13 protein-coding genes are annotated in these 16,075 nt (G+C 64.5%); 9 read left to right on the top strand and 4 right to left on the bottom strand.

Going from position 1 to position 16,075, the window contains the following annotated elements; genetic code table 11:
• Positions 1-12: 12 nt before the first annotated feature.
• The 9 genes from NMB41_RS00595 to NMB41_RS00555 all read left to right on the top strand — a co-directional run bounded on the left by NMB41_RS00595 (position 13) and on the right by NMB41_RS00555 (position 10,135).
• Entirely contained in the window at positions 13-1,200 is a 1,188-nt protein-coding gene (locus tag NMB41_RS00595; protein WP_494380562.1) for a DegT/DnrJ/EryC1/StrS family aminotransferase, read from the top strand.
• Complete coding sequence (locus tag NMB41_RS00590; RefSeq protein ID WP_494380561.1) at positions 1,197-2,258, top strand: GNAT family N-acetyltransferase; 1,062 nt, start codon at positions 1,197-1,199, stop codon at positions 2,256-2,258. Before NMB41_RS00595 ends, NMB41_RS00590 begins: the two co-directional genes overlap by 4 nt.
• Positions 2,255-2,503 carry an acyl carrier protein gene (locus tag NMB41_RS00585; protein ID WP_494380560.1) on the top strand — a complete coding sequence of 83 codons (249 nt, stop codon included), beginning with the start codon at positions 2,255-2,257 and terminating at the stop codon, positions 2,501-2,503. The genes NMB41_RS00590 and NMB41_RS00585 overlap by 4 nt, the downstream gene beginning before the upstream one ends.
• A 3-nt stretch (positions 2,504-2,506) precedes the next feature.
• Complete coding sequence (locus NMB41_RS00580; RefSeq protein WP_494380559.1) at positions 2,507-3,343, top strand: hydrolase 2, exosortase A system-associated; 837 nt, start codon at positions 2,507-2,509, stop codon at positions 3,341-3,343.
• Complete coding sequence (locus tag NMB41_RS00575; protein WP_494380558.1) at positions 3,336-4,190, top strand: hydrolase 1, exosortase A system-associated; 855 nt, start codon at positions 3,336-3,338, stop codon at positions 4,188-4,190. The genes NMB41_RS00580 and NMB41_RS00575 overlap by 8 nt, the downstream gene beginning before the upstream one ends.
• Positions 4,191-4,686: 496 nt before the next feature.
• Complete coding sequence (locus NMB41_RS00570) at positions 4,687-5,748, top strand: hypothetical protein (protein WP_494380557.1); 1,062 nt, start codon at positions 4,687-4,689, stop codon at positions 5,746-5,748.
• Entirely contained in the window at positions 5,741-6,664 is a 924-nt protein-coding gene (locus NMB41_RS00565) for an AAC(3) family N-acetyltransferase (RefSeq protein WP_494380556.1), read from the top strand. Before NMB41_RS00570 ends, NMB41_RS00565 begins: the two co-directional genes overlap by 8 nt.
• A 273-nt stretch (positions 6,665-6,937) precedes the next feature.
• Entirely contained in the window at positions 6,938-8,326 is a 1,389-nt protein-coding gene (locus NMB41_RS00560; RefSeq protein WP_494380555.1) for an FAD-binding oxidoreductase, read from the top strand.
• 720 nt (positions 8,327-9,046) lie between these two features.
• Positions 9,047-10,135 carry a polysaccharide deacetylase family protein gene (locus NMB41_RS00555; protein WP_494380554.1) on the top strand — a complete coding sequence of 363 codons (1,089 nt, stop codon included), beginning with the start codon at positions 9,047-9,049 and terminating at the stop codon, positions 10,133-10,135.
• Between the two features lie 52 nt (positions 10,136-10,187).
• Here the strand turns inward: NMB41_RS00555 and NMB41_RS00550 are convergent, their stop codons facing one another.
• The 4 genes from NMB41_RS00550 to prsK all read right to left on the bottom strand — a co-directional run bounded on the left by NMB41_RS00550 (position 10,188) and on the right by prsK (position 16,072).
• Complete coding sequence (locus NMB41_RS00550; protein ID WP_494380553.1) at positions 10,188-11,093, bottom strand: hypothetical protein; 906 nt, start codon at positions 11,091-11,093, stop codon at positions 10,188-10,190.
• A gap of 109 nt (positions 11,094-11,202) precedes the next feature.
• Positions 11,203-12,621, bottom strand: a complete 1,419-nt coding sequence (locus tag NMB41_RS00545; RefSeq protein ID WP_494380552.1) for a right-handed parallel beta-helix repeat-containing protein — start codon at positions 12,619-12,621, stop codon at positions 11,203-11,205.
• Positions 12,618-13,979 carry a PEP-CTERM-box response regulator transcription factor gene (gene prsR / locus NMB41_RS00540; RefSeq protein ID WP_494380551.1) on the bottom strand — a complete coding sequence of 454 codons (1,362 nt, stop codon included), beginning with the start codon at positions 13,977-13,979 and terminating at the stop codon, positions 12,618-12,620. Before prsR ends, NMB41_RS00545 begins: the two co-directional genes overlap by 4 nt.
• 14 nt (positions 13,980-13,993) lie before the next feature.
• Positions 13,994-16,072, bottom strand: a complete 2,079-nt coding sequence (gene prsK, locus NMB41_RS00535; RefSeq protein ID WP_494380550.1) for an XrtA/PEP-CTERM system histidine kinase PrsK — start codon at positions 16,070-16,072, stop codon at positions 13,994-13,996.
• Positions 16,073-16,075: the final 3 nt, after the last annotated feature.

Here is a 16,075-nt window from a genome sequence, read left to right as displayed (position 1 = left end):
TATACTGGCCGGATGCTCGCGAACCCGCTCCCTGGCCGGCCCCTGATTCCGCTGGCGCCGATCCTGTCGGCGTCCTCGTTCCGGCGCGCCGCCGGCGCGCGCGTGCAGTCCGTGCTCGACGCCGGCAATGTGCGCCTGGTGACGAGCGGACGCGTGGCGATTGCCCTGGCGCTGCGCGAGATCGGCGTGGGACCGGGCCAGCAGGTGCTGGTGCCGGCCTACCACAGCGCCTCGATGATCCCGCCGGTGCTCTGGCGCGGCGCCGCACCCGTGTTCTACCGCGTCCAGCCCGACGCCGCGGTCGACCTGGACGACCTGGCGGCAAAGATCGGCCCAAGCACGCGCGCCCTCATGGTCACCCATTATTTCGGCTTCCCGCAAGCCATGGCGCCAATCCGCGCCCTGTGCGACGCGCGCGGCATCGCCCTCATCGAAGACTGCGCCCACTGTTTTATCGGCGCGCATGGCGGCCGCCCGGTCGGCGCCTGGGGAGACTACGCGATCGCCAGCAGCATGAAATTTTTCCCGATTTACGAGGGCGGCGCGCTGGTCTCGGCACGCCACAATTTAAACAAGGTCGCCTTGCACTCGGCCGGCGCCGGCTTCGAAGCGAAGGTGGCCCTCAATTCCCTGGAACGCGGCTTCGATTACGGCCGCCTGCCGGCCGTGCGCGCCGCCCTGTGGCTGCCGCTGCGCGCCAAGGGGCTGTTGTGGGGACTGCTTAAAAAGTCGCGCAGCAGCCCGGCGCCGGCGCTGGCCCCGGATTCCTCGGATAGCAGTTTCAATTTCGATCCGCGCTGGATCGACAAGCGCTCTTCCCTGTTTGCGCGCGCCATGCTGCGGCTGGCGTCACCACATCGTATCGCGCAGCTGCGCCGCAGCCACTACGCACGCCTGGAAGCGGCGGTGCGGGACCTGCCCGGCGTGCGGCCCCTGCATCCGCGCCTGCCCGACGGCGCCTGCCCCTGGGTATTCCCGCTGCTGGTCGACGACCCCGAACCCCTGTTCGCGCGTTTACAAGCGCTGGGGGTGCCGCTGACGCGCTTCGGCACGCCGCCATGGCAAGGGGTCGACGCGGCGACCTGCGCCAACAGCGCGATGCTGGCCCATCACGTGCTGGCCCTGCCCTGCCACCAGGAGTTAACCGAAAGCGAAATCGCCTGGCTGGCGACAACCCTGCGCACGGCGGTGACGGCATGAGCTGGCAACTGGTTCCGGCACGCGAATTCGCGCGCCATGCCGGCGACTGGGCGGCGCTGCATGCCTCGCTCGCACCGAGCCGGGCATCGAGCCTGCTGGCGGCCGATTTCGTCGCGCCCCTGGTCGAGCATTTCGGGCGCGGCGACGAGCTGCTGGCCTGTTTGCGCCAGGATGGCGCAGTGCGCGCGATGACGATCGTGCGCCCGAGCCGGCGCGGCGCCTGGACCACCTTCCAGCCGGCGCAGGCGCCGGTCGGGCTGTGGCTGCAGGCGCATGAGCTCGACACGGACACCCTCGCGCGCAGCCTGCTCGGCGCCCTGCCCGGCTTCCCGCTGCTGCTGGCGCTGACACAGATGGACCCGATGCTGGTCGCGCGCCCGCCGGCTGCCTCCTGCACCCGCACGCTCGACTACATCGACACCGCGCGCGTCACCCTGGCCGGCAGTTTCGACGACTACTGGAACGCGCGCGGCAAGAACCTGCGCGGCAACCTGAAAAAGCAGCGCGCGCGCCTGGAACGCGAAGGCGTCGCCACGCGCATGGTCATCGACCGCCGGCCCGAGGACATGGCGGCAGCAGTGGCCGACTACGGCCGCCTGGAGACCTCCGGCTGGAAAGGCAGCGAAGGGACGGCGGTCAGCGCCGGCAATGACCAAGGCCGCTATTACCGGGCGATGCTGGAAGCACTCGCCGCACGGGGCGCCGCCAGCGTCTACCGCTATTATTTCAACGACCAGCTCGTGGCCATGGACCTGTGCGTGGAAGACGGCGAGAGCATCGTGGTGCTGAAAACGGCCTACGACGAAAGCGTGCCGGCGAACCTGTCGCCGACCCTCTTGATGCGCGAAGAAGCCTGCCGCAGCCTGTTCGATGCGGGACGCTTTGGGCGGCTCGAGTTCTACGGCCGCGTGATGGAGTGGCATACGCGCTGGACGGAAGAGGTACGCACTCTGTACCATGTTAATTATTACCGCTGGTCGGGAGTGAAACGCCTGCACATGCTGCTGGAAGATCGCGCCAAGTCCCCATCCGCTCACACTACGACGACAAGCCTATGAAGTACCTTGAAGAAGTCAAAACCCTGCTGATCGACGTGCTCCACCTGGGCGCGGCCGGCGAACAATTGAGCGCCGATTCGCCGCTGCTGGGCAGCCTGCCCGAACTCGATTCGATGGCGGTGGTCACGCTGATCGGCGCGCTGGAAGAGCATTTCGGCATCATGGTCGACGACGACGACATCAGCGCCAGCACCTTCGCCACCCTCGGCAGCCTGGCCGCATTCGTGGCCGCGCGCGTTCAGTAAGCGATGCGCGAACCCGCCCACGCGCCCGCCGAGGCCTTCTTCCTCGACACGCCCGACGGCGCGCGCTTCTGCATGTACCACGCGCCGGTGGGCGCATGCCGCGGCGCGCTGGTCTACGTCCACCCCTTCGCCGAAGAGATGAACCGCTCGCGCCGCATGGCCGCGCTGGGCGCGCGCGCCCTGGCCGCGCAAGGCATCGGCGTGCTGCTGCTCGACCTGCACGGCTGCGGCGACAGCGCGGACGACTTCGGCGACGCCAGCTGGGACGGCTGGCTGCGCGACATCGCGCAAGCGCGCGCCTGGATCGAGGCGCGCCTGGACCGTACCGCAGGGCTGTGGGGCCTGCGCGTGGGCGCCCTGCTCGCGGTCCTGCATGCGCAGCGCGCGCCCGTCGCGCCCGAGCGCCTGGTGCTGTGGCAGCCGGTCACCACCGGTTCCGGCTACCTGAACGGCTTCCTGCGCCTGCGCCTGGCCGGCGAATTACTGCTCGGGGGCAGCGACAGCGGCGGCACCGAGGCCCTGCGCGAGGCGCTCGCCGCCGGCGAATCGCTCGAAATCGCCGGCTATACCCTGAATGCGCAGCTGGCCGCCGGGCTGGACGCGGCCGATGCGCGCGCGCTCGGCCCGCGCTGCCCGATCCACTGGTTCGAAGTCACGGCCGCCGCCGGTCGGCCCTTGCCGCCGGCCGCCGTGCGCGTGGCCGATACCTGGCGCCTGCAAGGCAGCCGGGTTGACGTGCACACTGTGCAAGGTCCGCAATTCTGGACGGCGCCGGAAACGGTCGACTGCCCGGCCCTGCTGGCGGCGACCCTGGCCTGCCTGGAGAATCCCGATGATTGACGAACGCGCCCTCGCCTTTGCCTGTAATGGCGCCTGGATGTACGGCATCCTGAGCCTGCCGGCGGCGGTCACGCCGCAGGCGCGCGGCGTCCTGATCGTCGTCGGCGGCCCGCAATACCGCGCCGGCAGCCACCGCCAGTTCACCCTGCTGGCACGCGACCTGGCCGCCGCAGGCGTCCCGGCCATGCGTTTCGATTACCGCGGCATGGGCGACAGCGAGGGCGCGCTTCCCGATTTCGAGAACGTCGACGACGACCTGCGCGCCGCGCTCGACCGCTTTTTCATGGAAGTCCCCGGCATGCAGGAAGTGGTGCTCTGGGGCCTGTGCGACGGCGCGTCGGCCGCGGCCATGTACGCGCCGCAGGATGCGCGCGTGAGCGGGCTGGTGCTGTTGAATCCCTGGGTGCGCACCGAAGAAGGCGCCGCGCGCGCCACCATCAAGCACTATTACAAGGACCGCCTGTTCGACGCCGCCCTGTGGAAAAAGGTCGGCAGCGGCCAGTTCGACGTGAAGTCGTCGGTGCGTTCGCTGTGGGACAACGTCGGCAAGGCGTTTGGCCCAAAAACTGAAACCGACCCTGGCGCTTCAGAAAGCGCGCCGCTGCCCGAACGCATGCAGGGTGCACTGGCCCGCTTTGGCGGACGCGTGCTCGTCGTGCTGAGCGGCGCCGACCTGACGGCGCAGGAATTTGCCGGCCTCGCCCAGCGCCCGGGCGCCTGGCAGCGCCTGCTGGACTCGGCCCGCTTCACGCGCCAGCAGATCGACAAGGCCGACCACACCTTCTCGCGCCGGACGTGGCAGGACCAGGTGTCGAGCTGGACACGGGACTGGCTGCGCTCCTGGTAAAGGCTTGATACCGCGACTGGCTCCGCGGCTCGGTCTGCGACTATTTCTACCCTTCTCACGCCTGCGCACCCAGCAAGTGTCGTAAAACTTTGAATTTAACAAAATTTTTTTTCCGTTAACATATTGTGTGGCAATCACAACAGTTAAGGCGAGCCTATGGCGCTTACTCCTACATCAAGTAACTGCTTGTCACAGAGGGTGGTGCGCTTGTTACGAAGCCCAACGCATGAGGAGGGACCCTTTTATAAAATCAATATATTTATTTGGGGTAAGTGTTTCATGGCAATATTCGATATGAAATGCCTTTCTGAGGTGGAATGGCACTAACTTTTATGTGAGAACGCCAATGTTGCAGCTACTGAAATCAGTCAAGAAGAAACTTTCGCTACAGGCCTCACTGACCAGGATCGCAAGGCGTGAACTGAAGGAAAATCTGGCTGGCCTTTCAGTCGTCGATCCCGGTACCGAAGCTGTCATTGCCAGCTGCACGAAATGGTTGTGCGCTGCGCAGGACAACTCGGCCTCCAAAGACGGCGGCGTCGCGCGCGACTTCTGCCTGATCAAGGGTTGGTCGACTTCGTACCCGGAAACAACCGGCTATATCATCCCGACCATGATCGCCATGGCACACCGCAACGAGGATCCTGACCTGCACGACCGCGCACGCCGCATGCTGGACTGGTGCGTCGCGATCCAGTTCGACGATGGCGGTTTCCAAGGCGGAAAAATCGATGCGACGCCGCGCGTTCCCGTCACCTTCAATACAGGACAAATCCTGATCGGGCTCGCCGCCGGCGCCGCCGAATACCGCAATCCACGCTACCTCGATGCGATGCACCGTGCGGCAGCCTGGCTGCGCGACACCCTGGACGCCGATGGTTGCTGGCGCAAGTTCCCGACGCCGTTCGCCAAAGCCGGGGAAAAGGCTTATGAAACCCATGTGGCCTGGGGCCTGTTCGAAGCCGAGCGCGTCGCACCCGGTCACGGTTATGGGGCCGCCGGCCTGCGCCAGGTTGACTGGGCGCTGACCAAGCAGCAGGAAAATGGCTGGTTCGCGTCGAACTGCCTGACCGATGCGGACAACCCGCTCACCCATACGATCGGGTATGTGCTGCGCGGCGTGCTCGAGGGCTACCTGCTGTCGGGCAGCGCCGACTTGATGGGGGCTGCGATCCGCACCGCAAACGGTCTCCTTGGAGCGATCGGACCGGGCGGCTACATGGCCGGCCGGCTCGACCGCAACTTCGGCCCGGCTGCGGATTACGCATGCCTGACCGGTTCGGCACAAATCGGCCACTGCTTCTTCCTGTTGTACCGCCTGACCGGTGAAGCCCGCTACTTCACCGCTGGCCAGAGCCTGACCGCATTCGTACGCCGCACCGTGCGCCTCGACGGAAACGACGGCAGGGTCGGCGGCATCAAGGGCTCGTTCCCCGTGAATGGCGGCTATGGCCAGTGGCAGTACCTGAACTGGGCTGCAAAGTTCTGCATCGACGCCAACATCCTGGAAGCCGAGTTGAAAGCAGTCGCGCAGGTCAGCAGCAACGGCAATGCTTGAACCGCTCAAGAACATCGCCAGGGCGGTATTGAAAAGCGCGCGCCGGCGCCGCAGCGAACAGCAGATTCGCCAGTCGGGCCGCTGCGTCACGCGCGCCGAGCTGGCCCGGAACCTGGCCGAACTGGGCATCGAACCCGGCGACACGGTCTTCGTCCACTCGTCGCTCAAGAGCCTGGGCTATGTCGAGGGCGGCGCCGTGTCGGTGGTGGGCGCCTTGCAGGACGCCGTCGGCCCGCAAGGCACTTTGCTGGTGCCGACCTATTACCTGCCGGCCGGCACCGTGAAAGCCACCTGCGAGCTGGAAGGCTATGTGTTCGATCCGAACAGTCACGGCACCAACATGGGACGGCTCCCGGAAGTCTTCCTGGCGCAGGCGGCGACCCACCGCAGCGTGCACCCGACCCACTCGGTATCGGCCTGGGGCCAGCATGCGCAGTACCTGACCGAGGCCCATCACCAGGCGCCGTCGATCTTCGGCCTCGGTTCGCCCTGGCAGCGCTTCATCGGCCTCGAAGGCGCCAAGGTGCTGGGGCTGGGCGTAACGATGGGACCGGTGACCTTCTACCACGTACTCGAAGATGCGCTCGGCGATGCCTTCCCGGTGCCGGTCTGGGATGCGCGCACCTACAGCCTGCCCTGCCTGGACCGCGAGGGCCGCCGCTGGGAGGTGCCGGTTCGCCCCTTCGACCCGGCGGTCGCGGCGCGCCGCATCGACTACGCCGCGCGCGAGGATTTGCGCGCCTATTTCCAGCAGGAGTTCGAGCGCGCCCAGCTGCGCGTGAATGGCAAGGTCGGCGACGCCCAGGCCTGGTTCATCCCGGCCCGCAGCTTCTTCGATCACCTGCAGCGCCTCGCGGCCGAAGAGATCACGATCTACTCGACGCCGCAGCAGCTGGCCGCCCGGCCGCTGGCGTGACAATGTTGGAGAATCGCGGCTGCATTTCCCTGTAAGCTGGCCAGTCCTTCACCCTCTCCGGTCCCGCACGGTGTCGGCCTGAGCGTGCTGGAACTCGACCCGAAGCATGCCGATGCGAAGGCGTACTTGCAGCAGCATGGCCAGCAGCCGCCGGCGAGGAAAGCAGGCGGCTCAGCCGCGCCCAAGCCCCTCCTCCCGCGCCCACCCCGCTTGCATATCGCTGGCTCCTTCCTATCCTGAAGGATTGTCAACCAACTAATGCGGAGGTGCGCGATGGATACCGTCGGGGTCAACGAGGTCGACGAACTGAAACGCAGTCTCAGGGGCACAGTGCTCCTGCCGGGCAAGCCGCACTACGATGAAGCCCGCACCATCTGGAATGCGATGATCGACAAGCGCCCGGCCATGATCGTGCGCTGCGCCGGTCCGGCCGACGTGCGCACGGCGGTCAACTTTGCGCGCAACCAGGGCCTGGCGCTGGCGGTGCGCGGCGGCGGCCACAACATCGCCGGCAGCGCCCTCGTCAACGACGGCCTGGTGATCGACCCCTCGCTGATGCGCTCGGTGCAGGTGGCGCCACATACCAAACGCGCCTGGGTCGAGGGCGGCGCCACCTTGCGCGACGTCGACCATGAGGCCCAGGCCTATGGGCTGGCAACGCCGCTCGGCATCAATTCGACCACCGGCGTCGGCGGCCTGACGCTGGGCGGCGGCTTCGGCTGGCTGACGCGCAAATACGGACTGGCGGTCGACAACCTGGTGTCGGCCGACATCGTCACCGCCAGCGGCGAACGGCTGCACATCGACAGCGACAACCATCCCGACCTGTTCTGGGCGATCCGCGGCGGCGGCGGCAATTTCGGTGTCGTTACCAATTTCGAATTCGCCCTGCACGAGGTCGGTCCCACCGTCACCGGCGGCCTGATCGTCTTTCCGTTCGCGCAGGCGAAACCGGTCCTGACGAATTTCCGCAACTACGTCGAGGCGCTGGATGAGAACATCTCGGTCTGGGCCGTCCTGCGCGGCGCCCCGCCGCTGCCCTTCCTGCCCGAAGCGGTGCACGGCACCGGCATCGTGGCGCTCGCCTTCTTTTCGCCTTCTCCGCCCGACGCGGTGGCGGCCGCCATTGCCGAGGTGCGCGCTTTCGGCCAGCCGCTGGGCGAACACGTGGGCGCCGTGCCGTATACCGCCTGGCAGCAGGTCTTCGATCCACTGCTGGTGCCGCCGGCGCGCAATTACTGGAAGTCGCACAATTTTAATACGCTCAGCGACGCGGCGATCGACGTCGTGATCGACTACGCCGGCCGGCTTCCCTCTGCCCAGAGCGAGATCTTCCTGGGCCTGCTGGGCGGCGCGGCGAACACGCATACGCCGGACGAGATGGCCTATCCGCACCGCGCCGCGCTGTATGCGATGAACGTGCACACGCGCTGGGAGCACGCGAGCGAGGACGCCGCCTGCCTGGCCTGGGCGCGCGAATTCTTCAAGGCCGCCGCGCCCCATGCGGCCGGCGGGGTCTACATCAACTTTTTGAACGAGGACGAAGTCGACCGCATCGCCGAAGCGTATGGCCCGAACTACCTGCGGCTCGGGGCGATCAAGGCGAAGTACGATCCGGACAACCTGTTCCGCAGCAACCAGAACATCCGGCCCGCCGCGTGATGTGCTCAGGCGCCGACGTCAGCGTGCGCCGGGCAGACTTGATACGGCGGCCGGGAAGGCCCGGGTGCCGTATCGGCGCGCAGCTGCTCAGCCTGGTTAATCGCATGGAAATACGCCCCTGCTGACAAAGCGAGAAAAAGACGCGGTCGATTTCACGATCCTAGTAAAGATAATTGAGGGAATTTCCAAAGCGATGTAGTTTTCCCAACATTGAAAAATAGGACTTTAGATTTTGCTTGAGTCTGCAGTACGATCGATACCGAGCTCAATATTAAGATGCATTCTTGGATCGAGTGGAAACTGCATCGTTGGCGTTAACCTGTCGCGCGCTGGCAGCTCCCGACATTCCTCACAGCTCGAATCCTGGCTTGGCGATCAACGATAACGAGGTCATTCAGAGCATTGCTCTGGCATACAATTCCGCAAATGTCGATCCAGATTGCACACGCCCGCATCGCGAAGTGGATGCTGAAATGCCAATACCGCGTAGCCGACCGGAACACACCGGTGAGGATGCTGAAGAAGGTCTTCAAAGCACGTGAAAGGGCGAAGACCTTTTCAAATGCGCCTCCGAATCAATAAAAATATTTTCTGCAGCAGCTGAGGCAAGGTAACATAAAGGGTTCATTCGTTTTTGACAGTTCGTTAACCTGCCCGATGTCGAAGCAATGAACCCATCGGTAATGTCATTAAACCTGCATCCTTCGCCTTACCCCTACAATGAACACTAAACTCCGTCCGAAGATTCTTATTCTGTTCGGCGCGCGCATGCTTGGCTTATTCAAGGTGTCACGCTATCTGACCAGATCACAGCTGCGCATCCTGTGCTACCACGGTGGGGTAATCGGCGACGAGGATGCATTCAACCCGAAGCTGTTTTGCTCTGCCAAGACGCTGCAGAAGCGCATGCACTGGATGCAAGACCGTGGCTTTCAGTTTGTTACCCTTGACGACGGCGTCAGCCAACAGGCCGAACTAGGCGCAAAAGTGCCCCTGCGCACGGTCGTCACCTTCGACGATGGCTGGTACTCGACTGCCAGTGAATTGATCCCTGTGCTGTCCACATTGCAAATTCCTTCGACCCTATACCTGAGTACCAAGAATTTTCTGGAAGGCTGGCCGATCTTGAACGTCACGGTCCGTTATGCCATCTGGAAGGCAGGTCAACGTTCGGTATCCCTGCAAGGGTGGGGTACTGGGATCGACGGGGATTATGATTTACGCACGGCCGGCGACCGCAATCGCCTGGCCAGTGGCATGGCGGCGGCTATTCAGGAATCAACCGACGGGCACGAACAAGTATGTGCCGCACTGCTTCGCTTCGCGGACAGCCTCGGCGTGCCGGCGGAGGTGCTCGATCTCGACAGCCGGCGCTTCGGCTACGTGACCGAACAGGAATTGCTCCGTCTTCCTCAGCAGGGATGCAGCATCGAATCGCATGGCCATGTACACGAATACCCCAAGGGCCGTCCATTGGCGTTCGCCGACGATTTACGCCAGTGCGAGACGACGATCATCGGCATGGGCTTGCGCCAGCCGCGCCACTATTGCTACCCGAGCGGCTCTTTCGGCCCGGAGGCCACCACTACGTTGAGCGCGCTGGGACTTCGTTCCGCCACCACCTGCATTCCCGGCCTGATCAGTGAGGTCGATGGAAATCGTCACCATTATCTGCCTCGGTTTTTGGATGGCGAAGATGTGCATCCGCTTGAATTTGAAGCAGAAATGAGCGGATTTTCAGAATTGATGCGCAACGCGATCCGCTTTTTCAGACAGCCTCGCCGCAGCGTGCAGCCTGAAATCGCATAAGGTAAGAAACGACATGCCCCCAGCGCAGCGATTTAAAGCCAACGTAGCGGCGTCAGCTGGCCGTCCGCTTCGCCCAGGCGATCTGTTTTAGCTTGCCCCAGGCAAGCATATAACTCTTGGGAATGTATTTTCCTTCTTCGTACAGCTTGCGCCGGGTTGGGGACGTGGAGAGAGAATTATTTTTCGCGGAACCGCCTTCTTCCACGAAAAATAATTCGGCGCCCCCCGCCACCGGCGTCATGCGCAGATAGGACAGACGCGGGCTGATCACGTCGAGTACCGGATCGTAGAACCAGCTGCTGCCATACATGCCCAGCACTTCCGGATGAAGCGGATAAAGCTCGGCACAGCAACGGTAGCACTCGTCCCACCCTTCCTCGTTGAAGGTGTCGAGCATGAATTTATGGGTGTGAATCTGGAAGTAATTGCGGAAGCCCCCCAAGCGCAGAATACCTGCGAGGTTTTTGAACACACTGCCAATGCCGCCCTTTACCACGATGGAACGGGGAATGCCGCAGTGGGCATCGACAAGCTGGGCGCCGGCCACATACAGGCGCAGGGTAGCGATGCCGAATTCCTTGTGAAACAGGTCTTGGTTTATCTGCAGCCAGTCCGCCGTCGTTTCACCTTCCGCCAGCATCCGTTGTAGCTGCCTGAGTTGCTGGGTGCGCACCCGCGCTGGCAACTTGGAAAAACGGGTCGACTCCACCATCTCAAGCATGCCATGCATGATGGCTGCCTTCAGAAACACTTCCGATTCCTTGCTACCATCGGCCAGTTCGCCGCTTGGAATCAGCAGACGCGCTTCCTCGCTAAAATGTTTGTAGTCGTCCAACGAGCCCACAACCTGTGCAGCACGCACGAAATCACCGATCGCCGCTTTAGACGGACCGGGAAGACGCCCGGAAAGACGCTCCAGAATGGCCTTGGCAGAGGATACGATTGGATCGAGATCCATGGATGTCTCCAGATAGAATGAAAGCGGACAGAAACGTCGTATCGCATTTTCGAAATTGCAATATTACAGGATATCCAGGTGATATCAGCACGATCGGGTATTTCCCGTCTCAGCCTCCGTCTCGGCCGAGACAAGCCTTAAAATCCTCGAACGCACCATAGATGCGCTCGGCGCCAGGGCCGGTTGTGCACAAGCCAAGGGCAGGCGCGCCCGCGGGGCGGCGCGGGCGCGCCGCGGCCCAGCGCAGGTCGAGCCGCGACGGACCGGCAAACAGGCTGCGCTGCGGATGGCGTCCAAAATACAGCTGCCAGATTGGCGTGGCCAGGTTGACGCCGTTGCGCAGTACACCACCCTCGTCCTCCCGTAATGGGCCGTCGACAAGATTGCCTTCGAGCGTGGCGACGCTGGTCGGAAAGCGCACCTGCACCCCGGCCGTATCGAGCACCGTGTTATCGGTCAATCGGGTATTCGCCGCGCTGTTGAGATAAATGCCGACGTCCGAGCAGCCCGATATCAGGTTCGCGCGCATGGTACCGCCATCGTGCTCGGTGATGCAGCGCCCGTCGCGGCAATACGGTTTGCCGGTGCCGCCGCCGCCAAAGGACAGGCCGATGCGCAGCCCCGGCTGGCCGGCCAGGGCCGCTTCGCACAGCACCACGTTGCGCTCGAACACCGTACGTTCGGCGCCGCCCTTGGCAAAGGCGCCGTAGCTGGTGCGGTCGCCTCCGGTCTTGACGAAGTCCTGGATCAGGTTGGCGCGAATGATCCAGTCGCTGGCCGCGACCAGGTCGATGGGCGTGACCGGATGCGAGGTCTGGCGCGGCGCCGCATTGACCAGGGTGTTCGCTTCGATCAGGCCATGGTCGGGAAAGGCGCCGCGCTCGCCGTTGACTTTGAAATGGGCGTTGAAGTCGCGCACCGTGTTGTTGCGGGCGATGAAATGGTGGGCCTGGCCGACCACGTGGAAGGCGTGATCACAGGTGTCGTCGTGGCGGCAGGCGCCGCGCAGTTCGAGGTTTTCAAAAATCCAGTACGGCGCCGTCACCGTAAAACCTTCGCGCGCGGCGACGTCGATGCGCACCGTGCCGGGGCGCGCCGCGCGCACCACGATCGGAGCCTCGGCAGTACCCGGACGGCTCGCGTACACCGTGCGGCGCAGCGCGTAGTCGCCCGGCAGCAAGGTGATCACCTCGCCCGGCGCCGCAGTCGCGATGGCGCGCCAGGCTTCGTCGCTGGTGGCGACCAGACGCTCGCGCCCGGGCGGTGCCGGAACACCTTGCGGCTGGGCGCCGATGGTCAACGCCGGCGGCACATACGGGGCAAGCTCGCCGCGGTCCAGGCGCAACAAGGTGGCGGCAGTAAAGCGGCCGGCGCCTTCGATCACGCTGTTGTGGCCACTGCTGCGCTTGAGGATATAGGGCGCCAGCGCGCGCGGCGTGACGCCCTGGGAGTCCAGGTAAGACAGGCCCGCCGCGGCGCCGGCCGCTCCCAATACGAGCAGCACAGCCAGCACCTTGACCAACTTCATGCGGCGGTCTTGATGTTGTGACGGCTCATCAGGTCGTACATGGTCGGGCGGCTGATGCCGAGGATCTCGGAGGCCTTGACGATGTTGCCGTCCACCCGGGCCAGCGCTTTCACGATGGCCTTGTACTCGGCCTCGTCGCGCACCTGGCGCAGGTTGATCGGCTCTTCTTCCAGCCCTTCTCCCGGCAGGCCCAGGTCGTCGGCGACGATGGTGTTCCCGTCGGCCATGATGACGGCGCGCTTGATGTAGTTTTCCATCTCGCGCACATTGCCGGGCCATGGATAGGCCTCGATGGCGGCGATCGCATCCGGCGCGAAGTGCAGCGCCGCGCGCCCTTCGGCGGCGCAGAATTTATTTTTAAAATGGTGCGCCAGCAGGGCGGCATCGCCTTCGCGCTCGCGCAGCGGCGGGATCGTCACCACGATCTCGGACAGGCGGTAATACAAGTCTTCGCGGAAGCGGCCGGTGGCGCACAGTTCCTTGAGTTTCTGGTGCGTCGCGCAGACGATGCGCACGTCGACCGGAATCTCCTCATGCCCGCCGAGACGCTCGATCACGCGCTCCTGCAGGAAGCGCAGCAGCTTCGCCTGGAGCGGCATCGGCAAATCACCCACTTCGTCGAGGAAGAAGGTGCCGCCGTGGGCCATTTCAACCTTGCCCTTGGTCTGCTTGGCCGCGCCCGTAAACGCGCCCTTTTCGTAGCCGAACAATTCGCTTTCCAGCAGGTTTTCCGGAATGGCCGCGCAGTTGATCGCCATGAAGCGCTCTTTTGCGCGCGGGCTCAAGGCGTGGACGGCACGTGCGAGGACCTCTTTACCGGTGCCCGATTCGCCCAGCAGCATGACCGAGGCCGAGGTCGGGGCGACCTTCTCGACGTTGCGGCAGATTTTGAGCATCGAGGGTGCGCGCGAGATCACGCCCGCCATCGGCGAGTCGGCCTGTTCGCGCTGCATGCGGCGGTTTTCCTGCTGCAGTTCGTGCAGGAAGAAGGCGCGCTGGATCACCAGGTTCAGGACCTCGGGGTCGCACGGCTTCTGGTGGAAGTCGTAGGCGCCCAGGCCAATTGCCTTCACTGCGTTCCCATGGTCCTGGTTGCCGGTCAGGACGATCACGCGCGTGTCGGGGGCCAGCGCCAGGATCTGCTGCAAGGTGGCGAGGCCCTCGGTCGAGCCGTCCGGGTCGGGCGGCAGGCCCAGGTCCATCGTCACCACCGCCGGCTCGTGGCGGCGGATTTGCGCCAGCGCCGCTTCGCGGTCGCCGGCGACGGCGACGTCATAGGCGTCCAGACTCCATTTGAGCTGCTTTTGCAGGCCAGGGTCGTCCTCGATGATCAGGAGTTTCTGTTTATTCTGTGTCACGGTATTCCTCGGGTTCAGGCTGCCCGTTCGAGCAGCGCATCCTGCTGGTGCAGCGGCAGGATGACTTTAAAGGTGGTGCCGAGCGCCGGCCTGCTGGAGACTTCCAGGCGTCCGCCCAGTTCATTGATGTATTCGCGGCTTTCGAACACGCCGATGCCCATGCCGGCCGACTTGGTCGATTCGAACGGCTTGAACAGGCGCTCGCGAATAAAATCTTCGCTCATGCCTTCGCCGGTATCGGTGATCTCGATCTGCACGGCTTCATGCGCGCGCGAGACGCCGATGATCACGCTGCCCTCTTTCGGCGTGGCCTCGATCGCGTTCTGGATCAGGTGGCCGACGACGCGTTCCAGGCGCTCGCGGTCGGCCAGCACGCGCAGCCCCGTGTCGCGCACATCGAGCTGCGGGCGCGGCTCGAACGCCGCCTTGTTGGCCACCGCCTGGCGCACCACCTGGTCGATGGCGAGGGGCATCGGCTTTTCCTCGACATCGATGCGCGAGAGCTTTTGCAGCATCAGGCGCATCTTCTGCACCGACAGCGAGACCGTTTCCAGCATGTCGGCCTGGAATTCGGGATTGTTCTTGTGCTTCTCGGCGTTCGCGTTCATCAGCGACAGCTGCGAGACCAGATTCTTCAAATCGTGCACGACAAAGGTCGACATGCGGTTGAAGGACTCGAACTGGCGCGCCACCATCAGCTCGTTGGCGGCGTCCTGCTGGGCCAGGTAGCTGGCGGCCTGGCTGCCGGCGATCTCCAGCAAGTCGAGCACTTCCCAGTTCAGTTTCACGCGGCTGCGCGCATTTTGCAGCACGACGAAACCGGACAGTTTTGTCCCCATCATCAGCGGCACCACCAGCCAGCCGCGCGGCCAGGCCAGCAGCCATTCGGGCAGCACCAGGCCTTCGTATTTTTCCGGGTCGTCCGCGAATTCGCCGAGGTCGATTACCCACTGGGTCGATTCGAGGAAGCGGCACAGGGAAGCGTCCGCCGGCTCGACGATCTCGGGCAGCGGCACGTCCCAGCCGGCGACCGGCTCGAAGCGGTCGCCGTCGCGCCGCTGCCAGAGCGCGCCGCCCGGGCTTTCGACCAGGGCCGCCACCGCCTGCACGGTACGTTCGCCCAGGTGCGGCCCGGCTTCGGACAGGGTGCGCGTAAAACGCATCCACTCTTCGCGGTAATCGTAGCCGTAACTGTAAAAATGCTTGCTGATGAAGACCTTCAGCCAGGCGCGGAAGGTGCCCGAGAACAGGATCCCGGCCAGCAGCAGCAAGGCGCCGAACAGGAAGGTCACCTGCATCACGGTGCCCCAGCTGCCGCCGAAATAGCGCAGGTAGTAGCCGGCCGAGCCCATCGCGAGCAGGTAGATGGCCGAGCCGAACAGGGCGGCCGAATGGAACATCGCACGGCGCGACACGGCCAGCGGCGAGCGCCAGGACTTGGCGCGCCGCATCGACAGGGCCAGCAGCGGCACGGTCAGCGCATTGATGATGCCGCGCGCGGCCCAGATGTCGGGGTCGACCTCGCGGAACAGCATCGCGTGGCTGTACAAATAAAAATCGTAGGCGAACATGCCGCCGATGCCGAGGCAGGCGAATTTGATCGCCCAGCGTTCCTGGGTGGTCTTGTTGCGGTAGGCCTGCTCGACCAGCAACATGCCGCCGACGGCCTGCACCACGCGCGCCATCACCGGCAGCACGCTCTCCAGCAGGGCCAGGTCCCAGTAGCCGAGGCTGGCGGCGGCCAGGGCCAGCAGGTAGCAGACGGCGGCGGCGAACAGGACCGGGCGCAGCTTCAATGGCAGTTTGCTGTCCGGATCGCGCCAGTCGCCCAGCAGCACGACCAGGAACAGCGACCAGACGGCGTTTCGCGCCACCTCGAAGCCGTCCGAGAGGTCGGTCCACATCAGGAGGTCAGTGGCGGCCCAGGCCAGCGAGCCGGCCCAGAAGCTTGATGCGAGACAGGCCGCCACCAGCAGCGGGCCGTGCGCGCGCCCGCGCCAGCTGGTGAGCAGCGGCACGCCCAGCAACAGGAAGCCGAGGGCCGCGAGGCCGTAGCTGTAGGTGGCGATACTGGTCAGGGAAACACTATCCATGTG

This window comes from Massilia sp. FBCC-B171 (assembly GCF_059134155.1).
The sequence above is the reverse complement of the archived record's forward strand: the minus strand, read 5'-3'. Positions and strand labels throughout refer to the sequence as shown.